This window comes from Alloyangia pacifica (assembly GCF_900116195.1).
Classification (GTDB): Bacteria; Pseudomonadota; Alphaproteobacteria; order Rhodobacterales; family Rhodobacteraceae; genus Salipiger; species Salipiger pacificus.
Map to the genome: position 1 here is coordinate 798,880 of NZ_FOZW01000001.1, position 22,147 is coordinate 821,026.

The following is a 22,147-nucleotide window of genomic DNA, read 5'->3' on the forward strand; positions in this document are numbered from 1 at the left end:
CGCGCGCAGACTGCGGCGGGTCCACGGTCTGCTCAGGCCGCCTCGCACAGAACGACGCGCGGGCTGCCTCCGGACCGCGACTGGCGCAAAGCCGCCCGCGCCCGCCGAATCGCCGGTCCCAGTTCGCCATCGCCACGCCGCGCCATCACCGCCGCAGCGGAGAGATCGATCCGCATCATCTCGCGCTCGGGGTCGCGCAGATCCGCCGCGAGCGCGCAGAGTTCCTCGGCGCGGGCGCCCAGCGTCCCGATCGTACAATTGCGGCACATGAGCAGCAGGCCCAGTTCCTCCTCCCGGCAGAGCAGCTCCTCGGGGCTGAGGTCGCGCTGCAGCCGCGCTGCGACCAGGCGCAGCACCCGCTCGGCGCTTGCCGGGCCGAAGCGCTGGCTCAGCGCCCCAAGATCGTCAATCTCGATCAGGATTAGCCCATGGCTGGTGATCGGCCCGAAGGTGGCACTGTAGAGCTCCGCCGAGGCCCGCCCGCGCATGCCGGTCGCAGGATCGCGGAGCGCCGCGTTGTAGAGCCGCCATTCGGTCAGCCGCAGCCGTGTGGCATTGGCATCGTATTTCATACCCAGGAAGAGGATCACCGCGAGCATCGCCAGCGCATCGACCACCATCACCGCGACCCCTGAGGTCGGCAGCAACGGCGCGGGTACGAAGCGCACACTCACCGCCTGCGATGCGACCAGCGCGAGCCAGGCCAGCAGGATGCCGCGCACCGCGCGCCCCGACTTCGAGCCGCTGACCAGCGGCCGCAGCACCGCCTTGCGGGCGTGGCGTGCCACGTTGGCCACGCCAAGGGCCAGCAGCAGCGCCGAGGTCGAGAGCGACATCTGTCCGAACAGCAGCGGCGCGTTGTTGAGATAGCCGATCGCCGCGACGAACGGCAGGCCGAGGGCCATGATCGAAAGGCCGAAAGACGACATCGGCAGCCGCCGGTAGCACAGCTGCCCGCCAGCGAGAAGCACGTAGGAGATCGCCGTATTGAGCCCCATGCGCCCCGCCCCGAACTCGATGCCCGCGCGGTAGCCGAGCCCGGTGATCAGGCAGACGGCGATCACCAGGGCCCAGACCAGCGTCTCGCGCTGGCTCGAGCGGCGCAGCGGACGTTGCAGCATCGTCGCCGCCACGGCGCCGGTGCCGGCCAGTAGCGTCGGCAGCGAGAGTGCGCTCTCGCCAGCGGGCGCGTAGAGACGCGAGATACCGTAGATATGTCCCTCGGCGGCGACCAGCAGCACCGCGCCCGCCAGCACCAGGCAAACCTTGCGCGTCCAGGCCAGTGGCCGAAGGCTGGGGTGAGAAGGGCTCAGAAAGACCCCGTCGCGGGCCTTGAGAGCGTGGAACCGGGCGCCGTAGTCCATCGTCCTGAACCTCCTGAGAACCGTAAGCGAGGAAGCGATGCTCATACGGCGCCCCTTAACAGAGCGCTAAGCAAGGGTGGGCTCGCGGCGGATCACCGGGATCAGTCGGCGCGAGTTACGTCAAACACTCTTCAAATGTTCAAGGTTGACCAAAGAGGGGCGTACTAACTCCCACCCAGATGTGTCGGTTCCACGCGTGGGCGGCCCTGCGGGGAAACTCGCTCAAAACACCGAAATTCAATCACTTCCGACCAATTTTTCACCTGAAACCGGAACAAGATCACCCGGGCGGTGTTGGAAGGGTCACAAGGCGGCACCAAAGGGTCGACCGCCAGAGACCTGAAAGGACTTGATCATGAACACCAAGAAAACGCTCCTGCTCTCGCTTCCGCTCGTTGGCCTTGCCGCCGCCCCCGTTGCCGCCGCGATGAGCGCTTCGGCGACCACCGATCTGAACCTGCGTTCGGGCCCCGGCCCGCAGTATGCCATCGAAAGCGTCATCCCCTCGACCGCCGAAGTCGACGTCGAAGGCTGCCTCGCAGACGCCGAATGGTGCGAAGTGAGCTATCAGGGCACCTCGGGCTGGGCCTATTCGGCCTACCTGACGACCCCGATCGAAGAGGAGCCGGTGGTGCTTTATGAGAACCGCGACCGCGTCGAGGTTAAGACCGTCACCTATGACGACACCAGCAACGCTGCCGCCGGTGCTGGCGTGGGCGGTGCCTGGGGTGCCGCTGTGGGCTCGCTGATCGTCGGTGGCCCGGCCGCCGTGGCTGCAGGTGCCGTGATCGGTGCCGTTGCCGGTGCCTCCAGCAATGTCGAGGAAAAGTCCATCACCTACGTCGAGTCGAACCCGGTTGAGCCGGTTTACCTCGACGGTGAAGTTGCCGTCGGTGCGGGCATCCCGCAGGAGATCACCGTCTATGAGGTTCCGGAGAGCGACTACTCCTACCTGAACGTCAACCAGCAGCAGGTGCTGATCGACCCCGAGACCCGCCGCATCGTGAAGGTCGTTCGCTAACGACCTGAGATAAATACGAAAAGGCCCCGCGCTTCGCGGGGCCTTTTTTTTCGTAGAGCTGCCGGGATCAGTCCTCGAAAAGCTCGGACTGGCCCGGGGCCTCCTCGTCTTCGTCGTCCGCGTCTCGCTCGCCGAGTGGCACCACGCCCGGCGGCGGCCGGTTGTCCAGCAGCCCCGCGGCCCGCAGCTCTTTCAGCCCCGGAAGGTCGCGCGCGCTCTCGAGACCAAAGTGGTCGAGGAACTCCTCGGTCACCACGAAGGTCACCGGCCGGCCCGGGGTCATCTTGCGGCGACCGAAGCGGATCCATTCCATCTCGAGCAGCTGGTCGACGGTCCCGCGCGAGACGCTGACGCCGCGGATTTCCTCGATCTCGGCACGGGTGACCGGCTGGTGGTAGGCGATGATTGCCAGCGTCTCGATCGCCGCACGCGACAGCTTGCGCGTCTCCACCGTCTCCTTCTGCATCAGGAAGCCGAGGTCGGGCGCGGTGCGGATCGCCCAGGCATCGCCGACGCGCACCACATGCACGCCCCGGCCCTCGTAACGCTTGCGCAGGTAGGCCAGCGCCTCTGCCGGATCGCAGCCATGTGGCATGCGCTCTTCCAGCTCGCGCACGCTCACCGGCTCGGCGGAGGCAAAGAGGATGGCCTCGACCATGCGCTCCTGATCGCCCATGGGCGGCGCTGCGAAGAGGCTTTCGGTGTCGTCCTGCGCCGCACGCCGCTCGGCGCGGGTCATCTCGATGTCGTCACTCACGCGGGGTCTCTCTCTTGCGCAGCTCGATGGGCGCGAATGTGTCGTTCTGGCGTATCTCGGCGTGGCCTTCCTTCACCAACTCCAGCGAGGCGGCGAAGGTGGCTGCCGTGGCCGAACGCCAGCGCTGCGGGTCTTCGGACCAGCCGTCGGGCAGCCAGCGGCAGATGTCGGTCCAGTCACCGGCAAAGCCGATCATCCCGCGCATACGGTCGAGCGCCTGCTCCATGGTGAAGACATCGTGGCGGTCCATCACGAAGGGGCGAAAATCGTCGCGGGTGCGGGTGCGGGCATAACCCTGCATCAGATCGAGCAACGAGGCACTGTATTTCACCCGCCGGATCCGCTGCATGTCCTCGGGCACACCGCGGGCAAAGAAATCCCGGCCCAGACGGTCGCGCGCCATCAACCGCGCAGCAACGTCGCGCATCGCCTGCAGCCGCTGCAGCTGGAACGCCAGATGTGCCGCGAGTTCCTCGCCCGAAGGCCCTTCTTCGGTCGGGTCAGGCGGCAGCAGCAGGCGCGATTTCAGGAAGGCGAGCCAGGCGGCCATGACCAGATAGTCGGCAGCCAGCTCGATGCGCAGCGCCTTGGCCTTCTCGACGAAACCCAGGTACTGGCGGGCCAACTCGAGGATCGAAACCTTGCGCAGATCGACCTTCTGCGTGCGCGACAGCGACAGCAGGAGGTCGAGCGGCCCCTCGTAGCCCTCGACGTCGACGATCAGCGCCTCGGCCGCAATGCGGTCGGCGACGCTGAGCGTCTCGAACTCCAGTTGCGCATCGTCCTGCATCGGTGATCAGCGGTGCCCGGCCAGCAAGGCCTCATGCTCCGCCCTGAGCGCCGTGATGTCAATCTCGGCAGGGATGGTGCGGGTGGCGAGCGCCGCCTCGGCCCGTGCCTGCGCCGCCTCGCTCATCACGCCCGCGGCCTCGACCACCGGCACCATGTCTTCCATCTTGCCGTTGCAATGCAGCGCCACGTCGCAACCGGCGGCGATGGTCGCCCCGGCGCGCTCTCCGATGCTGCCCGAAAGCGCCTCCATCGACAGGTCGTCGCTCATCAGCAGGCCCATGAAGCCGATATTGTCGCGGATCAGCGCGACCATCTCGGGATCGACGGTGGCGGGGCGCGTGTTGAGGCCCTCGTAGACAAGATGCGCGGTCATCGCGAGCGGCAGATCGGCAAAGGGCCGGAAGGCCGCGAAATCAATCGCTTCCAGCTCATCGCGCGGCGCGGAGACCCGCGGCAGATCCTTGTGGCTGTCGAGCTGTGCGAGGCCATGTCCCGGCAGGTGCTTCATCACCGGCAGCACGCCGCCCTCGGTCAGCCCCTTCACCACCGCCTTGCCCATGGCGACCACGGTCTCGACACTCTCGCCGTAGCAGCGATTGCGCAGGAAGGCATGGGTGCCCGGGCGCGCGACGTCGAGCATCGGTGCGCAGTCACCGTCGATGCCCACCGCAAGCAATTCGGCGGCGATGATGCGGAAGCGCAGCTCCATGGCGCGGGCAGCATCGGGGCCGGCCAGCGCCACCTCGTCGAGCGGCGGCAGGAACTCGGTGGCCAGCGGCGCACGCAGGCGCTGTACCCGGCCGCCCTCCTGATCGACGAAGACCGGCGCGTGCCAGCCGACGGCGGCCCGCAGGTCAGAGGTCAGCGCCCGAAGTTGCTCGGCGCTCTCGACGTTGCGCGCAAAGAGGATGAAGCCGAAGGGATTTGCCTCGGCGAAAAAGCGTTTCTCCTCGGCACTCAAGGTCAGACCGAGCGGCGCGAGGATCGTGGCTCCGAAGCGGCTCATCGCGTGGTCACCGGGATGCAGTCGGCGTTCTCGGCGACGAAGGCGGCGCAGAAGCGGCGCGCGTCGGCGAGATCGTCGAAGCCCGCGGCACGCAGACGGTAGAAGGTGCGCCCGCCGGAGCTGGCGCGTTCGATCACCCGGTCCTTGCCATCCATGAACTCGCCGAAGCGGGCGCTGAAACGCTCCCACTCCTGCCGCGCCACGTCTTCGCTGGCATAGGCCCCGAGCTGCGCGAGCCGGGTGCCGGCGGGCAGCGAGGTGGGGTCGACCTCGGCGGGTCCTGCGGCTTCGGGCGCGGCCGGAGCAAGCGCCACGGGCTGGTTCAGCAGATCGCCGGGACGGGTCTCCGGGCGGCGCGAACGGATCAGCGCACCGGCCGGGGCGGCACCGGTGACACTGGCCACCAGCTCGCCCTCGCCATCCGCGCCATCGAGGTCGGTGAGCGGGCGGGCGTTGGCCGCGATCTGGTCGGCAAGTGCCTGAATGGGGTCGATTTCTTCTCCCTCAGCGTCGATCTCGGCAAGCGGATCGCCCTCTTCGAGCGCGGCCTGCGCAACCTGCGCCTGTCGCTCCCGCTGCGCGGTCAGCTTGTTCTGCGGGATGTCCTCGTCCGACAGACCGATCCCCTGGGGCGCCAGCAGCAGGCGGTCGGCACCGGGCTCGGCGAGGCCGGTGCCCGCCACGGCATTTACCGCGAGGCCGATGTGATCGGCGGTGGAGCCTCCCGGATCCTCGGGAGCGACCCGCATCGGGCCTTCCATCGCCTGCACCACGGGGATGCCGTTCACGTCCCGCATGAGAAGCTCGTAGCCCCACATCCCGACGCCAACGACCAGCGCCAGCGATACCGCCGCGCCGGCCCAGTTCGCCAGGGAAGCTGCCTTCCGCCCGGTCGGGGCCGGTGCTTCCGGCCCGTCGTAGGGGTAATCCGCCATGTTTGCCTCGGTCTGCCTGTCGGGCCGGCACAGGGACTCCCCGCCGGCCATCTTGCTCTGCTCAATCGCCCCGAGGCGCCTTTGGATCAGCGCATCTCTTCTGCCGGGGTCACGCCCAAGATACCAAGACCCGCCGAAATGACAACCGCGACGGCCCGTGCCAGCGCGATTTTGCTTTGGCTGACAGTCGCATCGTCCTGCAGGAAGCGCAGGTCCGGCTCGTCGTGGCCGCGGTTCCACAGACCGTGCAGGTCGGAAGCCAGCTCGTTGAGCCAGATGGCGACCTTATGCGGCTCGTGGCCCTTCGCTGCGATCTCGACGATGCGCGGCCATTCGGCGACCTTCTTGGCCAGCGAAAGCTCGGCCTCATGCGTCATGCCAGAGAGATCAACACCGGCAAGCGCCTCGTCCGACACGTCAATTCCGGCCTCGACGGCCTTGCGCAGCACCGAGCAGACGCGGGCGTGGGCATATTGCACGTAGAACACCGGGTTCTCGCGGCTCTGCTCGACGGCCTTGGCGAAGTCGAAGTCGAGCGAGGCGTCGTTCTTGCGGGTCAGCATGACGAAGCGGGTGACATCCGGGCCCACCTCTTCGACCACGTCGCGCAGGGTCACGAAGGTCCCTGCCCGCTTGGACATCTTGAATTCCTCGCCGTTCTTGAACAGCTTGACCAGCTGGATCAGCTTGATGTCGAGCGGCACCTTGCCATCCGACAGCGCCGAGACCGCAGCCTTCATCCGCTTGACGTAGCCGCCGTGGTCGGCGCCGAAGACGTCGATCAGCATGTCGAAGCCGCGGCTCACCTTGTCGTAGTGATAGGCGATGTCGGGCGCGAAATAGGTCCAGCTGCCGTCCGACTTCATGATCGGGCGGTCGACGTCATCGCCGTGTTCGGTGGATTTGAACAGCGTCTGCTCGCGCGGCTCCCAATCCTCGGGCTTCTTGCCCTTCGGCGGCTCGAGCACGCCGCGGTAGATCAGGCCCTTCTCGGTCAGCGACTCGATGGCCGCCTCGATCTTGCCGGTGCCGTAGAGCGATTTTTCCGAGAAGAAGTGGTCCATTTTCACGCCGAGCAGCGCCAGATCCTCGCGGATCATGCCCATCATCTCGTCAGTGGCGAACTCGCGCACCTCTGCGAGCCATTCGGACTCGGGCTGGTCGACATACTTGTCGCCGACCTGCGCCTTCAGCTTCGCGCCGACCTCGATCAGGTATTCGCCCGGATAGGTGCCAGCCTCGAACTCGACCGTGCGGCCATGCGCTTCGAGGTAGCGCAGGTATACCGACCGCGCCAGCACGTCGACCTGCGCGCCACCGTCGTTGATGTAGTACTCGCGGGTGACGTCATAGCCGGCATAGGCCAGCAGCGAGGCCAGCGCATCGCCGAAGACAGCGCCGCGGGTGTGACCGACGTGCATCGGGCCGGTGGGGTTGGCCGAGACGTATTCGACGTTGACCTTGAGCCCCTGCCCCATGCCCGAGCGGCCGTAATCGGTGCCCGACTTCAGCACGGCCGCCGGCAGCGCCTGCCAGACCGAGGGGTCGAGGCGCAGGTTGAGAAAGCCCGGGCCGGCCACTTCGGCGAGGGCGATGCGGCTGTCGGCGCCCAGCTTGGCAGCCAGCGCCTCGGCGATGTCGCGCGGCTTCTGCTTGGCGGGCTTGGCGAGCACCATCGCGGCGTTGGTCGCCATGTCGCCATGCGAGGCATCTCGCGGCGGCTCCACCGTCACGGCGGCGGTGGCGAGGCCCTCGGGCAGCGCGCCTTCGGCCTGCAGCGCTTCGATCGCCTGAATCACAAGCGCGCGAATGTCGGTGAAGAGGTTCATCTGTCTGTCTCCATACGGTCGGATGCTCCTCTACCATCTTGGCCCGCGGGGTCAAATGCCGAGATTGCGGGGACATGGCGGAAAGCCGGTGCGCCTCGCGGACCGGGGCCGGATGGAGGGTCGCCCTACTCCGCCTTCGCCCCCTTCAGCGTGTCGTTGCCATTCTCGTCCCGCCGCGCCTCCGAGCGTTCCTCGCGCTTGGGCGCCAGCACCACCAGCCGCACGCCGTCGGCTTCCTTGGGCGTGTCGTCCGGGCCGAGCAGCCGAAAGGTGCCGTTCGGCCCGAGGTCCGCCACGATCTCGGCGCGCGGGTTCTTCTCGCGCCAATCCTTCATGGTGAACTCCTCGGTGAGCCGCGAGACGCGGAATTCCCAGCCCTCGGAGATGCGCGCGTTGGCCTCCCAGTAGCTCTCGTCCGGGCCGAGCCGCCGCCCACCGAGCGTCGCAGGAAGCGCGTGCCGTGTCGACGTGTCGCGCGCGCGCTTGAGCTGGAAGATGTGCTCGCGGCCAAAGTCGGTGGCAAGGTCGGTGGCCACCAGCGTGTTGTAGGCGTCGTTGTCGGTGGCGGCGATCAGGCTCTCGTAGCTGACCAGGTCGAGCCGGTGCTCGGCCGCTTCGGACAGGATGTCGCCGAAGAACGTGTCGAGCCCGGCCTCGCGCGCGTCCCGAAGGTGCGCGCGGTTGGGGTCGGCGATCAACACCGGCAGCTCGAGCTTCTTCAACGCCAGCCCCAGCGCCACCGACCAGCGCGAGCCGCCGGTGATCACCACGCCGGGCGTCTCGGTGGCGGTCTGCCCCAGGGCGCGGGCCAGCGGCGCGAGGGTGAAGCCGTGCAGCACCACCGTCGCCGCCACCAGCGCGAAGGCGAGCGCTGGGATCCGCCCCGCATCCTCGAATCCGAGCGCCACCAGCCGCTGCGCAAACAGCCCCGCCACCGCCACCAGGACCACGCCGCGCGGCCCGGTGAAGGCGACCATAAGACGCTCCTGCCACGGGACATTGGTGCCGATCAGCGAGATCAGCACCGGCAAAGGCCGCGCCAGCAGGATCACCGAGGCCACGAAGGCCAGCGCCCGCCAGTCCAGCGAGCCCAGCATCTCGCGGCTCATGTTGGCGGCGAGCAGGATGAACACCCCCGAGACCAGCAGGATCGTCGCGTGTTCCTTGAAACGGCGCATCTCCTCGTAGCTCGGCAGGCCGGCGTTGGCGATCCACACGCCCATCAGCGTCACCGCCAGCAGCCCGCTTTCATGCAGCACCGAGTCGGCCAGCGCGAAAACCACCAGCATCGACACGAAGAGCACCGGCACCTTCATGTACTCCGGCACCTTGCCGCGCTTGAACGCCTGCGCCAGCCCCCAGCCGCCCAGCAGTCCGAGCGCCGAGGCCGCGAGGATACCGACGATCATGTCGACCATCGCCTCGCCCAGCGAGGCCGCGTCGGCAAGCACAGAGACCACCTCGAAAGCCAGAACAGCGGCCAGCGCGCCGACGGGATCGTTGACGATCGCCTCCCATTGCAGCAACGCGGCGGGACGGTGTTTCAGCCGCGCCTGGCGCAACAGCGGCGCGATCACCGTCGGGCCGGTGACGATCATGATGCCGCCGAAGACCGCCGCGCTCTCCCAGCTCAGCCCCGCCACCCAGTGCAGCGCCGCCGCCGAGGCGATCCAGCCGAGCGGCGCGCCGACGAAGATCAGCCGCCGCACACCCAGCCGGGCATCGCGCAACCCCTGGAAGTTCAGCGTCAGCCCGCCCTCGAAGAGGATGATCGCCACGGCGATCGCCAGCATCGGCTCCATCAGGTCGCCGAAATCGCCGCGCGGATCGAGGACGCCAAGCCCCGGCCCGATGGCCAGACCCGCCACCAGCATCACCACGATTGCCGGCAATTTCATCCGCCAGGCCAGCCATTGCGAGCCGACGCCGAGCGCGCCAACGAGGGCAAAGCCCAGCAGCGGGTCGATGCCGCCTGTTTCAGGTCCCGTCATTCAGCGCCCTTTCGCCTGGCTGCGTCCTCCCGCCGCCATGATCTGGCGCGCGGGTGCGATCTGTCCAGTGCGATGAGGACCCATGGGAGTCCGGTCCGCCGAACAGCGCCTCAGCGCGCGTCGTGCAGGATGTCGGTGCCAGTCAGCTTGGCGTGCTGCAGCAGCGCGAAACGGTCGGTCATCCCGGCGACGTAATCGGCCACCATCCGCGCCAGCTCGGTCTCGCCGGTGGGATCGGTCGCGCGCCAGCGGGCCGGCAGCAGCAGCGGGTTGTCCATGTAGATCGGGAAAAGCTCCATCAGCGCCTGGGTCACCTTCTCACGGATCACCACCACCGAAGGCGCGCGGTACATGCGCGTGAAAAGGAAGTGCCGCACCTGCTTCAGTTCCTGGAACATCTCGTCCGAGAAGGCCACCACCGGCCGCCCGAGACGGCGGATGTCGTCGCAGCTCTCAGGGTTTGCGGCCTGAAGCCGCGCGCGGCTGGTGTCGATCACGTCGCTGACCATGTAGCCGAACACACGGCGCAGCGCCTCGTGGCGGCGGCGGTAGGCGTCAAGCTGCGGGTAAAGCCGGTCGACCTCGGCATAGGCGGGCTTTATCAGCGGCAGCTCGGCGATCTCTTCCTCGGTGAAGAGCCCGGCGCGCAGCCCGTCCTGCAGGTCGTGGTTGTTGTAGGCCACGTCGTCGGCGATGGCGGCAACCTGCGCCTCTCCGCTGGCATGGGTGTCCAGCTCGAGATCGTGCTCGGCGTTGTACTCGGCCAGCGCCAGTGGCAGCGTCTCGCCCGCCTTCAGCGGCAGAAGCGGGCCATTGTGCTTGGCGATGCCCTCGAGCGTGTCCCAGGTGAGGTTGAGCCCGTCGAACTCGGCGTAGTGGCATTCGAGACGGGTGACGATGCGCAGGGTCTGGGCGTTGTGATCAAAGCCGCCGTAGGGCGCCATGAGCGCGTGCATCGCGTCCTCGCCGGTGTGGCCGAAGGGCGTGTGACCAAGGTCATGCGCCAGCGCCACCGCCTCGGTGAGGTCGGTGTTCAACCCCAGCGCGCCGGCCATGGTACGCGCCACCTGCGCCACCTCGATGCTGTGGGTCAGCCGCGTGCGGTAGAAATCGCCCTCGTGCTCGACGAAGACCTGGGTCTTGTGCTTCAGCCTGCGGAAGGCGGAGCTGTGGATGATCCGGTCGCGGTCGCGCTGGAAACAGGAGCGGAAGGTGCTCTCCTCCTCCGCCACGCGGCGCGGCCGTGCCCCCTCGGGATCGCAGGAATAGATCGCCATCTGCCTCATGCCTTTCACGTGCCTCGTCTTGCGGCCCGGCCCGATGCATGTCAGGCGGTTGCCGCTGCTCTTGCGGATCCCTATATTATGGACCGACCGGGAGATAAACCTTTGAGGCACCCCATGAACCTGCCCCCGAAAGTGACTGACCGCGCCTATGAGCGTCTCGCCGAGATCGGCGCCGGCGCGCAGGGCAAGGCCCTGCGTGTGGCCGTCGAGGGCGGCGGCTGCTCGGGCTTCCAGTACGACATCAAGCTCGACGAGGCCGCCGAGGACGATCTCGTGCTCGAACGTGCCGGCGAGCGCGTGGTGGTCGACAGCGTTTCGCTGCCCTTCCTCGCCGATGCGGTGATCGACTTCTCCGAGGAGCTGATCGGCGCGCGCTTCACCATCGAGAACCCGAACGCCACGAGTTCCTGCGGCTGCGGCACCAGCTTCTCGATGTAACCCGCCGCACGACGGCTCAGTCCAATGCGCCAAAAGGCCGCGGCACCCGCCGCGGCCCTTTTCGTTGGCCTATCAAGACCCCCCGCGACATACCTGAAGTCGACCGCGACACGAGGGCCTTTCCCCCGCACGGTCAATGACAAGCTCACCCCGAGCCTCAACATCATCCAGCAAACCCCTGCGAAAAAACAAAAAAGCGCGCCACAACCGGACGCGCCCTTCTTCTCTTTCAAAATACGCCGGGGTGAATTGGCCGCAGGCCAAGAGGGGCCGCGCCCCTCCCGCCCCGAGCGATCAATCCTCGGTCACGTCCCCGTCTTCCTCGGACATGTGGAAATCCAGCCCATGCGCCGCGCGGATCTTGTCCTCGATCTCATTGGCGATCTGACTGTTTTCCTTGAGGAAGGTCTTGGCGTTCTCGCGGCCCTGGCCGATACGCTCGTCGCCGTAGGAATACCAGGCACCGGACTTGTCGACCACGCCGGCCTTCACTCCGAGGTCCAGCAGTTCGCCGGTCTTGGAGATGCCCTCGCCATACATGATGTCGAACTCGACCTGCTTGAACGGCGGCGCGACCTTGTTCTTCACCACCTTCACGCGGGTCTGGTTGCCGACCACCTCGTCGCGGTCCTTGATCGCGCCAATGCGGCGGATGTCGAGGCGCACAGAGCTGTAAAACTTCAGCGCGTTGCCGCCGGTGGTGGTTTCGGGCGAGCCGAACATCACGCCGATCTTCATGCGGATCTGGTTGATGAAGATCACCATGCAGTTCGAGCGGCTGATCGAGGCGGTGAGCTTGCGCATCGCCTGGCTCATCAGGCGCGCGTGCACGCCGACCGAGCTGTCGCCCATGTCGCCCTCGAGCTCGCTCTTGGGGGTCAGCGCGGCGACGGAGTCGACCACCACCAAGCTGACCGCGCCGGAGCGCACCAGCGTGTCGGTGATTTCCAGCGCCTGTTCGCCGGTGTCCGGCTGCGAGATCAGCAGCTCGTCGAGGTCGACGCCCAGCTTCTTGGCGTATTGCGGATCGAGCGCATGTTCGGCGTCGACGAAGGCGCAGACGCCGCCCTTCTTCTGTTCCTCGGCCACGGCATGCAGCGTCAGCGTGGTCTTGCCCGAGCTTTCCGGGCCGTAGATCTCGATGATCCGGCCCTTGGGCAGGCCTCCGATGCCGAGGGCGATGTCGAGCCCGAGCGAGCCGGTCGAGGTCGCCTCGATGTCGCGCAGGGCGTTGTCGCCGCCCAGCTTCATGATCGAGCCTTTGCCGAACTGCCGCTCGATCTGGGCCAGCGCCGAGTCGAGTGCCTTTTGCCGGTCCGCGTTTCGCTTGCTGTCCATAGTCAGAAGATCTGCCGTTGCCATGATTTCCGATCCTTATTTCATACCGCGTCCGGGGCGGCAATCGCTGCTTTTGTTCGCCTCTTGTTCTTATTGGGGTTATGAGACCAAAAGGAGAACATTTCAAGCACCATCTGTTCTCACTGTTGCGAAACAGGGTTAAAGAGTGGTTTATCGACAAAAAGACCACGGTGTGAGGCAGGGGTATGCTGGTTTTCTGGAAGGCGCGGCTTGTGCTGCTCGCGGTCCCCAAGACGGGGACATCGGCCTATGAGACAGCACTTGGGCCGCACGCCTCGATAAGCGTGCTCGACCCGCCCGAGCTGAAGCACGCGCCGGTTTACCGATACAACCGTTTCTTCCGCCCGATGTTCGAGAAAATGGGCGTCGAGCACATGGAGCTGATGGCGGTGGTGCGCGAGCCCGTGTCCTGGCTCGGCTCGTGGTACCGCTATCGCCAGCGCGACTTTCTCGACGGCAAGCCCACCTCGACCCGCGGCCTCAGCTTCGATCAGTTCGTCGAGGCCTACACCCGCGGCGAGCGCCCGCCCTACGCCAATGTCGGCAGCCAGGCGAAATTCGTCGAGCCGCGCCCCAACGGCACCGAGGTCAGCCATCTTTTCAAATACGAGAACCAGGCGGCGATCACCGCCTTTCTCGAAGAGCGCCTCGGGCTGAGCCTCGACCTGCCGCGCGAGAACGTCTCGCCCCGCGCCGATCTCGCGCTCTCCGCGGAACTCGAGGCGCGGCTGCGGCGCAAATGCGCGGCGGATTTCGAGCTCTGGGAGCGCGCCCGCTAGACCGTCAGGCCGGCTCAGCCCAGCTGCTGCCGCACCGTCTCGGTCAACTCGCTCAGCGAGAAGGGCTTGGGCAGGAAGACCGAGTTGGGCACTGCCACGCGGCTCTTGTCGAGCGACTCCTCGGCGTAGCCTGACACGAAGACCACCCGCGTGCCGGGCCGTTTTTCTAGTGCGCGGCGCACCCAGCTTGGCCCGTCGAGGCCGGGCATCACCACGTCCGTGACAAAGACATCGACCTTCAGCGTCTCGTCTTCGAGGACCTCGAGCGCCTGTTCCGCGGTCTCGGCTTCGATCACCGTGAAGCCGCGCAGGCGCAGTGCGCGGGTTGCAAAGGCGCGCACCGGTGCCTCGTCCTCGACCACCAGCACCACGCTGCCGTCCCGCGCCGCCGCCGCCGGTGCGGCCTCGGCGGGGGCCAGCTCGGGCTCCGCGATTTCTTCGTAGGCCGGGAACAGCAGGGTGAAGCAGCTGCCCTCGCCCGGAACGCTGTCGATGAAGATGAAGCCCCCCGTCTGCTTTACGATGCCGTAGACGGTGGACAGACCGAGCCCGGTGCCCTCGCCGGTGCGCTTGGTGGTGAAGAAGGGCTCGAAGACCTTCTGCAGCTTGTCCTGCGGGATGCCTGATCCCTGATCGATCACCTTGACGCAGGCATAGGCCCCTGGCTCCACCTTCGCGCGATCGCGCAGCAGCGGCTCGTGCACCACGCAGCGCTCGCTCTCGATGACGATCTCACCGCCCTCGGGCATCGCATCGCGCGCGTTCACCACGAGGTTCATCATCACCTGTTCGAGCTGCCTACGGTCGCCGCGGATCGGCGGCAGCACCGGATCGTGGCGCAGGGTCAGATGGACTCTCTCGCCGACCAGACGGTTCAGAAGGTGCGTCAAATCGGACAGCGTGTCGCGCAGGTCGAGCATCTCGACACTCAACGTCTGTTTGCGCGAGAAGGCCAGCAGCTGGCCGACCAGCGAGGCGGCGCGGTTGGCGTTCTGGTTGATCTGCATGAGATCGGCATAATCCGCGTCGCCCTGATCATGCCGCAGCAGCAGCAGATCGCAATGGCCGGAAATGGCGGTCAGTAGATTGTTGAAATCATGCGCCACGCCGCCGGCGAGCTGGCCGATGGCCTGCATCTTCTGGCTTTGCACGAACTGCGCCTCGAGCGATTTCAGCTCGGTCGCGTCGTTGAGCACCGCCACCAGCTCGGCCTGCCCGGCCTGAATGACGCAGTTGAGCGTGACCTGCACGAAGACCTCGCGTTCGGGACGCACGAGGCGCAGGAATTCCGACCGATGCAAGCCGCGCCCGACCGCGGCATCGGCGAGCCAGTCGGTGATCGAACGTCCCAGCCCCTCCATGTGTTCGTCGACGGTGCTGCCGTCGGCGCTCTGGACCTCGAGCATGCGGCAGGCCTCGGCATTGGCGCGCAGGATGCGGCCGTCCGGCGCGAGGCGCAGCAAGGGAACCGGCAGTTCATCGACGCCGTCACGCACCCCTGCCGGCTGCGGGTCTTGCTCCGGCATCGGGTGGAGCACGACCTCCTGCCGGCCGACGCCGGCGTCGGAGCAGCGAATCTGCACGTTGCGGACCCCCGAGGGGGTGACGATCTGCTGCACCTTTCCCGAGCGCGGCGGCGTCTCCAGCACCTCGTCGAGCCGTTTGACCCGCCGTCCCAGAAGGGTCCGCGCCGCGGCGTTCATGTAGAGCACCGCGCCACTGCGCCCGACGGTGAGCACCGGGGCATCGCCCGCCGCGTTCTGCGCCTCTGCCACGGCAACGGTCTCGGCGGTCGGACCGGTGCTGCCCGTCGGCAGGCGTTCTATCCGCCAGCAGCTCAGCTCGCCTGCGGAAATCACGGTGACCCGGTGGCGGCCAGCCGGGGTCGCCACGTCCTCGCTCGCGCCACGCGCGCCCGCCAGCAGCCGCAGCCGCTGCATCATCATATCGGCATCCGGCAGCACCACGCCGAGCCGATCGGCCAGGGTTTCCCCGGTTCCGAAAGCCGCGAGCGCGGCATCATTGGCAAACAGCAGGCGGCCATCGGCCGCCTCGATCAGCGCCGGGGCCGGATCGGCCTCTGCGAGGCGGCGCAGCGTTGCAAAGGCCCGCCCGGCGCGGCGCACCGCCAGCAGCCGCCGCAACCCCATCAGCACGCCTAGCGCAAGGAATGCCCCCGCCGCCGCAAAAAGCGCGGGGGCGGCGGAATGCCCAGGCAGAAGCACGCCAATTGTCAGGCAGGCGCCCCCCGCCCCGACCAGGGCCAGCCCCGGCAGTACCTGCCGCAGCCGCGCGGGCCCGTCCTGTTCCTCGTAAGACGCGGTTGGCGTCACGCGGTCATCCCTTTCGATCCGTATCCCCGCGCATCATGTCGCATGACCTGGCTTAACCAAAAGTGAATCACCCCATGACCAAGCGTCAGGGCAACCGCCGGCGCTGCGACTGTGCTGCGACTGTGCTGCGCCCGTGCTCAGGCCGGGCGTCGCAGCTGCGCGCAGAAGAACCCGTCGCCGCCGTCGCCCGGCAGGAACTGCCGCTTCATCTCCAGCGTCCAGCCGGGGTGGCGCGTCAGGAATCCGTCGATCTGCGCGCCGTTCTCCACCGCCAGCATCGAGCAGGTGGCATAGGCCAGAACGCCACCGGGCCGCACAAGCGCCTGCGCGATATCGAGGATCTCGCCCTGCACCACCTGCAGCTCCGCGAGCCGCTCCGGGGTCAGCCGCCATTTGCCCTCTGGCGAGCGCCGCCAGGCGCCACTGCCGGAACAGGGCACGTCGCAAAGCACGAGGTCATAGGGCCCCTTGGGGCGCGCAACGGTCCGCAGGCGAGCCCCCGCCCGCTCGGCCCGTGCCGGAAGGTCCGACATGCGGCGAGGATCGGCGTCATGCGCCTCGACCTCGCCGCCGGTGCGCGCGGCCATGGCCAGGGCCTTGCCGCCGCCGCCGGCGCAATAGTCCAGCACCCGCAATCCCTTGGTCAGCGGCAGCGCCTCGACCACCGCTTGGCTCGCCACGTCCTGCAGCTCGACCAGACCCGAACCGAAGGCCCGGCTCTGCGCCACGCGGCGGGCGCCTTCGGTGACCTCGAGCGCCCCTGCGGCGAGCGGGTGCGGTCGGGTCTCGATACCGTCTTCGGCCAGCATGGCCTGCGCTGCGGCGAGGTCTCCTTGCAGGGTATTCACCCGCAGGAAGACCGCGGCCCGGTCGCGCAGCGCCTCCGCTGCGGCGGCGGCTTCGTCGCCGAGACCGTCCTGCAACAGGTTGTCGATCCAGTCCGGCAGGTCGCGCGCCTCGGCCCCTTCGGGAGACCGCCCCGCCGCCTCTTCCTCGGCGCTGAGCGCCGCCGGTGCGTGACCGTCCCCGGTGAACAGGCTCTCCGGCGCGATGCCCTGCTGGCGCAGAAGGCCGATCAGCCGCGCCCGGCCACTCTCGCCGCCGCCCTGCACGGCGGTGGAACGCCAGCGACGTAGCGTGTCGAAGACGTGATCGCGCACCGCGGCGCGGTCCTTGGAGCCGGCGTAACGCGCGCCGCGCGACCAGCCGAGCAAAGCCTGCTCCGCCGGTGTTCCGGCGGCGATGCGGTCGAGCACCTCGGCGGCGGCCTGCAGCCGCGCGCCGGGGGTCATGCCGCGCCCCGCAGGTAACCGCGGCCCTGCCGCGAAACGCGCAGGATCGGGCTCGGGCTGGCGGCAGTCGCGGTGATATGGCTGCCGCTGAACGGCACGCCGCTCTCCGCAAGCCAATCCAGCGCCTGCACGCGGACCCGGGTGGCCTGCACGCTGTCGATGTCGAACTTGGTGTGCACCGAAGGGTCGGGCAGTTGCAGCGGCAGCGAATGCAGCAAGTCGCCGACCAGCGCGAAACCGCCGGCGAAATGCAGCCCCATGTGACCGGGCGTATGGCCCGGCAGGAGCCAGCTGCGCAGCCCGTGGCCGAGATCCTCGCCGCTCTGCACCGCGCGGAAGCGCTCGCCGCAGGCCTCCAGCAGACGCCCGCCGTGGCTGTCCTTGCCGTGCCAGTGGGCGATGTCGGTCTCATGCGCGAGATAGGCGGCGTTCGGGAAGGCCGCCTCGCCTGCCTCGGTCAGCGCGCCGCCGACGTGATCCCCGTGCAGGTGAGTGAAGATGACCCGGTCGATGTCGCCGGGCTCAACGCCCTGCGCGGCGAGCAATGCCACGAGCCGGCCACCCGCCTCGCCATAAAGCGAACCGCAGCCGGTATCGACAAGATCGAGGCTGCCATCAGCATGGCGCAGCAGGAACACGTTCACGTCAACAGCAACGCCGCCGCGATGGGCGGCGGCGATGCGCTCGGCCGAGACCTCGGGGAAGACATCCGCCCCGAGGCCCAGCGTCCCGTCGCGCAGGCAAAGGAGCGTCGTGCCGCCCCCCTGCCAGCGCGGGGTCTGGTCAACGCCCTGGGTCATCCGATCCGGTAGTTCGGCGACTCGCGGGTGATCTGCACGTCGTGCACGTGGCTCTCCGACAGGCCGGCGTTGGTGATGCGCACGAAATTGCAGTTCTTGCGCATTTCCTCGACGGTGGCGTTGCCGGTGTAACCCATGGCGGCACGCAGCCCCCCGACCAGCTGGTGGATCACCGCGCCGGCCGAGCCCTTGTACGGCACCTGCCCCTCGATGCCCTCGGGCACCAGCTTGTCGCTCGCCGCGTCCTTCTGGAAGTAACGGTCGGCAGAGCCGCGCGCCATGGCGCCGAGGCTGCCCATGCCGCGGTAGGCCTTGAACGAACGGCCCTGGTACAGGATCACCTCGCCCGGGCTTTCATCCGTACCGGCGATCATGCTGCCCACCATGGCGCACGAAGCGCCCGCGGCGATGGCCTTGGCGAAATCACCCGAGAACTTGATGCCGCCATCGGCGATCACCGGCACGTCACCGGCCGCCTTGGCGCAATCCATGATGGCGGTGAGCTGCGGCACGCCGACGCCGGCGACCATGCGCGTGGTGCAGATCGAGCCCGGCCCGATGCCGACCTTGACCGCATCCGCGCCCGCGTCGATCAGCGCGCGGGTGGCATCCGCCGTCGCCACGTTGCCGGCGATGACCTGCACCTGGTTCGACAGCGCCTTGGCCCGCGCCACGGCGTCGATCACCCCGGCGCTGTGACCGTGGGCGGTGTCGATCACCACGATGTCGACGCCCGCATCGATCAGCGCCTCGGTGCGCTCGAAACCCGAGTCGCCGACGCCGGTGGCTGCAGCGACCCGCAGGCGGCCCAGCTCGTCCTTGCAGGCAGTGGGGTTGAGCACGGCCTTCTCGGTGTCCTTCAGCGTCAGCAGGCCGGTGAGCTTGCCGTTCGCATCGGTGACCAGCAGCTTCTCGATCCGGCGGCCCTTCATCAGGCTGATCGCCTCGTCACGATCGGCGGGCTCGCGCAGGATGGCGAGGTTCTCCGAGGTCATCATTACCCGCACCGGCGTATCCGGCTTTTGAGCAAAGCGCATGTCGCGATTGGTGACGATGCCGACCACGCGGTGCTGCTCGTCGACGACCGGGAAGCCGGTGAAGCCGTAGCGGTCGGTCAGCGCCTGCGCATCCGCCAGCGTCTGATCGGGGGTGAGCGTCACCGGGTTGTAGACGATGCCGCTCTCGAAGCGTTTCACCCGGCGCACTTCCTGCGCCTGCTTCTCGACGTCGAGGTTCTTGTGGATCACCCCGATGCCGCCGGCCTGCGCCATGGTGATCGCCATGCGCGCCTCGGTCACCGTGTCCATCGCGGAGGAGAGCAGCGGGATGTTGAGCGCGATGCTCTTGGTGACGCGGGTGCGCGTGTCGGCCGTGGACGGCAGAACGCTGGATGCTGCGGGAAGCAGCAGGACATCGTCGAAGGTGAAGGCCTCGCGAATCTCCATGGGGGCGGCTCCTTGGGAGGGTATCGGTTGGCACGTCCCTATTGCACGGATGTTCGGCGGGGGAAAGACCCAACGGAAATTCAACGCGCCAGGCTGTGTCCGGCCCGTCGCGGGCGCTTTCCGGCCTTGTCGGACGCGGGGTGACGCGCGGTTCGCAAAGGGGGGCTCCGCCCCCGCCCTGCGGGCTCCCCCGGGATATTTTCACCATGTGGACGCGATCACCGGAGCGCCTCGACCACGGCGATCGCCGCGAAGGGAACCGACAGCACAAATGCCGCCAACAGCGCCGCGGCGCGGGTGAGGCGCGGGCGCGGGATCTGCGGACGGCGGCGGCGACGCGCGCCGGGAGGGCGAGGATTGGTCATGGGGCGATTAACCACACGGTCACTTTCGGCGCGGTTAATGGCGGGCATGGCCCCGCCTTCCCGCCCGCCTTCGCCCGCGCAGCCAGCGCCGTCAACGCCCCTACCTCCACCGGCGCAGTCTTCCTCGATGCTGCACTCACCGCCGCTGTTCTCACGACCGACGCCGACCGTTTCCCGGAGGGCGTCCTCGCCCCTGCTGCCCCTGCCCCAATCTCCGCACTACGCGCGCGCCTGCTCCCTGATCGGCGTGGACTGCCGCGCGGGTCAGCAGGCGCTACCCGGCGGCGAAGTGCTGCACTGGCAAACCCAGTCGCGCAGGATGCCGCTCCTCGGCACCGTCTCGCTGCTCTCGCGCGGGCCAGTCGCCAGCAGCCCGGTTGAGGCCGAGGGCTGGCTGCGCGAACGGCGCGGCACCGGACCACTGCTGCTCAACGCCGACGGTCTAAGCGCGGATGCCCTGCGGCGCGCCGGCTTCTGGCCGTTGCTGACGCCGGCAACACTCGGCCTGCTGGCCATCGGGCCCGAGGCGCAGATGCGCGGGGCGCTGCGGCAGAAATGGCGCAACAGGCTCGCCCGCGCCGAGGACGCCGGGCTGACCCTGCGCCGGATGCCGCTGCTGGCAAAGCACTGGCTGCTGGCCGCCGAGGCCGCGCAGGCCCGCGCCCGGCGCTACCGCAATCTGCCCCCCGGGATGCTCGTTGCCTTCGCCCGGGCCAATCCCGGCTGCGCGCTGATCTGGGAGGCGCAGCAGGGCCGCCTGCCCGTCGCCGCCATCGCAGTGCTGCGGCATGGGCGCATGGCGAGCTGGACCACCGGCGTGTCGACGCCGCGGGGCCGCGCAGTCAACGCGATGAACCTGCTGGTCTGGGAGGCGATGCGCTGGCTGGCGGCGCAGGGCCACGAGCTGCTCGATCTCGGCATCCTGAACGACGCCGACGCACCGGGTGTCACCCAATTCAAGCTGGGCACGGGGGCGCGGTCGCACAGGCTCGGCGGCACTTGGCTGCGCACCCGCTCCCTCGCGCCGCTCGCCCGCCACCTGCCAAAAGGGCTGGCCACCTGACGGTGCCCAGCCCTTCTTCTCTTTCCAAGTACGCAGGCCCGATCGGCTGGCCGGATAGGCCGGGGCGCGGCACGCAGGGCCGAGGGGCAGCGCCAATCGGTCGCGGCCCGCATCCCTGGGCGACTCTCACTCGGTCGGCGTGACCTTGACCATCACGTCGGGCTGACCGATCACCGCGCCATTGCGGCCCTCGCCGCGCTTGATCGCGTCGATCACCTCCATGCCCGAGGTCACCTCGCCGACGACCGTATACTGGCCGTTGAGATGCGGTGCCGGGGCAAAGGTGATGAAGAACTGCGAGTTCGCCGAATCCGGGTTCTGCGAGCGGGCCATGCCGACCACGCCGCGCCCGAAGTCCTTGTCCGAGAACTCCGCCGGCAGATCGGGCATGTCCGACCCGCCGGTGCCGGCCATGCGCAGGTCATCGCCCAGCTTGCCGTATTGCACGTCGCCGGTCTGCGCCATGAAGCCGTCGATCACCCGGTGAAACACCACGCCGTCATAGGCACCGGATTTCGCCAGAGCGGTGAGCCGCGCGGCGTGCTGCGGGGCGACATCGTCGAAGAGCTCGATGTGGAAGGTGCCGTTGGCCCCCTCTCCCTCGACCTGCACGTCGAGCCCCGCCGCCAGCGCAGGCGAGGCCAGCACCGAAAGCAGCAGCGCCAGCTTACGCATCGGCTGCGACCTTGACCGAGATCATCCGGTCGGGCTCGGCAGGCGGCTCGCCGCGGGTGATCGCATCGACATGCTCCATGCCGTCGATGACCCGGCCGTAGACGGTGTACTGGCCGTTGAGGAAGTGGTTGTCCTTGAAGTTGATGAAGAACTGCGAGTTTGCCGAGTTCGGGTTCATCGAGCGGGCGGCACCGAGCGTGCCACGGTCGTGCGGCAGCTTGGAGAATTCCGCCGGCAGGTCGGGCAGCTGCGAGCCGCCGGTGCCGGCGCGGCGCAGGTTGAAGCCGTCTTCCATGTCACCATGCTCGACGTCGCCGGTCTGCGCCATGAAACCATCGATAACGCGGTGGAAACAGACGTTGTCATATTCGCCCGCGCGCGCCAGTTCCTTCATGCGCTCGGCGTGCTTCGGCGCCACGTCGGGCAGCAGCTCGATGGTGACGGTGCCGCCCTTCAGCTCGATGAGGATGGTGTTTTCGGGGTCCTTGATCTCGGCCATGTCGATACTCCCTATGGCGTTCGTTGCGCGAGATTTAGTCCGCCTGCGCCCGAATGCCAAGATGTGCCGCCCCACCGGCCGCTGCGCCCGGCGGCTGCCGCATTGACCTTGCGCGCCG

Annotated in this window: 20 protein-coding genes; 4 read left to right on the forward strand and 16 right to left on the reverse strand. The window is 68.1% G+C overall.

Going from position 1 to position 22,147, the window contains the following annotated elements; translation table 11 throughout:
• Nucleotides 1–32 precede the first annotated feature (32 nt).
• Nucleotides 33–1,364 (reverse strand): diguanylate cyclase domain-containing protein, encoded by a 1,332-nt coding sequence (locus BM397_RS03865; RefSeq protein ID WP_176806534.1) that lies wholly within the window; start codon nucleotides 1,362–1,364, stop codon nucleotides 33–35.
• A gap of 355 nt (nucleotides 1,365–1,719) precedes the next feature.
• Between BM397_RS03865 and BM397_RS03870 the strand changes: the two genes are divergently transcribed.
• On the forward strand, nucleotides 1,720–2,385 hold the full coding sequence (locus tag BM397_RS03870) for a DUF1236 domain-containing protein (RefSeq protein ID WP_092422425.1): 666 nt from the start codon (nucleotides 1,720–1,722) through the stop codon (nucleotides 2,383–2,385).
• A gap of 67 nt (nucleotides 2,386–2,452) precedes the next feature.
• On the opposite strand, the gene scpB is transcribed toward BM397_RS03870, so the two are convergent.
• From scpB to BM397_RS03905, 7 genes are all read right to left on the reverse strand, one after another.
• The gene (gene scpB, locus BM397_RS03875) at nucleotides 2,453–3,124 is read right to left on the reverse strand and encodes an SMC-Scp complex subunit ScpB (RefSeq protein WP_092422428.1); all 672 of its coding nucleotides are present in this window, start codon (nucleotides 3,122–3,124) and stop codon (nucleotides 2,453–2,455) included.
• A gap of 10 nt (nucleotides 3,125–3,134) precedes the next feature.
• Nucleotides 3,135–3,932: a segregation and condensation protein A gene (locus BM397_RS03880; RefSeq protein WP_092422046.1), complete on the reverse strand. Its 798-nt coding sequence runs from the start codon at nucleotides 3,930–3,932 to the stop codon at nucleotides 3,135–3,137.
• A 6-nt stretch (nucleotides 3,933–3,938) separates the two neighbouring features.
• Nucleotides 3,939–4,940, reverse strand: coding sequence for a beta-N-acetylhexosaminidase (gene nagZ / locus BM397_RS03885; protein WP_092422049.1), 1,002 nt, complete (start codon nucleotides 4,938–4,940; stop codon nucleotides 3,939–3,941).
• Nucleotides 4,937–5,875 carry an SPOR domain-containing protein gene (locus BM397_RS03890; RefSeq protein WP_092422431.1) on the reverse strand — a complete coding sequence of 313 codons (939 nt, stop codon included), beginning with the start codon at nucleotides 5,873–5,875 and terminating at the stop codon, nucleotides 4,937–4,939. Before BM397_RS03890 ends, nagZ begins: the two co-directional genes overlap by 4 nt.
• A gap of 86 nt (nucleotides 5,876–5,961) precedes the next feature.
• Nucleotides 5,962–7,704, reverse strand: a complete 1,743-nt coding sequence (gene argS, locus BM397_RS03895; RefSeq protein ID WP_092422052.1) for an arginine--tRNA ligase — start codon at nucleotides 7,702–7,704, stop codon at nucleotides 5,962–5,964.
• A 125-nt stretch (nucleotides 7,705–7,829) separates the two neighbouring features.
• Nucleotides 7,830–9,695, reverse strand: a complete 1,866-nt coding sequence (locus tag BM397_RS03900; protein ID WP_092422055.1) for a cation:proton antiporter — start codon at nucleotides 9,693–9,695, stop codon at nucleotides 7,830–7,832.
• Between the two features lie 110 nt (nucleotides 9,696–9,805).
• Nucleotides 9,806–10,972: a deoxyguanosinetriphosphate triphosphohydrolase gene (locus BM397_RS03905; protein WP_092422057.1), complete on the reverse strand. Its 1,167-nt coding sequence runs from the start codon at nucleotides 10,970–10,972 to the stop codon at nucleotides 9,806–9,808.
• Between the two features lie 123 nt (nucleotides 10,973–11,095).
• On the opposite strand from BM397_RS03905, the gene BM397_RS03910 reads away from it, so the two are divergent.
• Complete coding sequence (locus BM397_RS03910; RefSeq protein WP_092422060.1) at nucleotides 11,096–11,419, forward strand: HesB/IscA family protein; 324 nt, start codon at nucleotides 11,096–11,098, stop codon at nucleotides 11,417–11,419.
• Nucleotides 11,420–11,713: 294 nt separating this feature from the next.
• Here BM397_RS03910 and recA read toward each other — a convergent pair whose 3' ends face one another.
• Complete coding sequence (gene recA / locus BM397_RS03915; RefSeq protein ID WP_092422063.1) at nucleotides 11,714–12,781, reverse strand: recombinase RecA; 1,068 nt, start codon at nucleotides 12,779–12,781, stop codon at nucleotides 11,714–11,716.
• A gap of 182 nt (nucleotides 12,782–12,963) precedes the next feature.
• Between recA and BM397_RS03920 the strand changes: the two genes are divergently transcribed.
• Entirely contained in the window at nucleotides 12,964–13,557 is a 594-nt protein-coding gene (locus BM397_RS03920) for a gamma-glutamyl kinase (RefSeq protein WP_092422066.1), read from the forward strand.
• 14 nt (nucleotides 13,558–13,571) lie between these two features.
• Here BM397_RS03920 and BM397_RS03925 read toward each other — a convergent pair whose 3' ends face one another.
• The 5 genes from BM397_RS03925 to BM397_RS29240 all read right to left on the reverse strand — a co-directional run bounded on the left by BM397_RS03925 (nucleotide 13,572) and on the right by BM397_RS29240 (nucleotide 19,792).
• Nucleotides 13,572–15,890, reverse strand: a complete 2,319-nt coding sequence (locus tag BM397_RS03925; RefSeq protein WP_245696006.1) for a hybrid sensor histidine kinase/response regulator — start codon at nucleotides 15,888–15,890, stop codon at nucleotides 13,572–13,574.
• Nucleotides 15,891–16,027: 137 nt separating this feature from the next.
• The gene (locus BM397_RS03930; RefSeq protein WP_092422069.1) at nucleotides 16,028–17,182 is read right to left on the reverse strand and encodes an RsmB/NOP family class I SAM-dependent RNA methyltransferase; all 1,155 of its coding nucleotides are present in this window, start codon (nucleotides 17,180–17,182) and stop codon (nucleotides 16,028–16,030) included.
• Nucleotides 17,179–17,982, reverse strand: coding sequence for an MBL fold metallo-hydrolase (locus tag BM397_RS03935; protein WP_092422072.1), 804 nt, complete (start codon nucleotides 17,980–17,982; stop codon nucleotides 17,179–17,181). The genes BM397_RS03930 and BM397_RS03935 overlap by 4 nt, the downstream gene beginning before the upstream one ends.
• Nucleotides 17,979–19,427 carry an IMP dehydrogenase gene (guaB, locus tag BM397_RS03940; RefSeq protein WP_092422075.1) on the reverse strand — a complete coding sequence of 483 codons (1,449 nt, stop codon included), beginning with the start codon at nucleotides 19,425–19,427 and terminating at the stop codon, nucleotides 17,979–17,981. The genes BM397_RS03935 and guaB overlap by 4 nt, the downstream gene beginning before the upstream one ends.
• A gap of 218 nt (nucleotides 19,428–19,645) precedes the next feature.
• The gene (locus BM397_RS29240; protein WP_176806535.1) at nucleotides 19,646–19,792 is read right to left on the reverse strand and encodes a hypothetical protein; all 147 of its coding nucleotides are present in this window, start codon (nucleotides 19,790–19,792) and stop codon (nucleotides 19,646–19,648) included.
• 127 nt (nucleotides 19,793–19,919) lie between these two features.
• Between BM397_RS29240 and BM397_RS03945 the strand changes: the two genes are divergently transcribed.
• A complete protein-coding gene (locus BM397_RS03945; protein ID WP_092422078.1) occupies nucleotides 19,920–20,855 on the forward strand; it encodes a GNAT family N-acetyltransferase in 936 nt (311 codons plus the stop codon).
• A 126-nt stretch (nucleotides 20,856–20,981) separates the two neighbouring features.
• Here BM397_RS03945 and BM397_RS03950 read toward each other — a convergent pair whose 3' ends face one another.
• On the reverse strand, nucleotides 20,982–21,530 hold the full coding sequence (locus tag BM397_RS03950) for a peptidylprolyl isomerase (protein ID WP_092422081.1): 549 nt from the start codon (nucleotides 21,528–21,530) through the stop codon (nucleotides 20,982–20,984).
• On the reverse strand, nucleotides 21,523–22,029 hold the full coding sequence (locus BM397_RS03955) for a peptidylprolyl isomerase (protein ID WP_092422084.1): 507 nt from the start codon (nucleotides 22,027–22,029) through the stop codon (nucleotides 21,523–21,525). The genes BM397_RS03950 and BM397_RS03955 overlap by 8 nt, the downstream gene beginning before the upstream one ends.
• Between the last annotated feature and the right edge of the window lie 118 nt (nucleotides 22,030–22,147).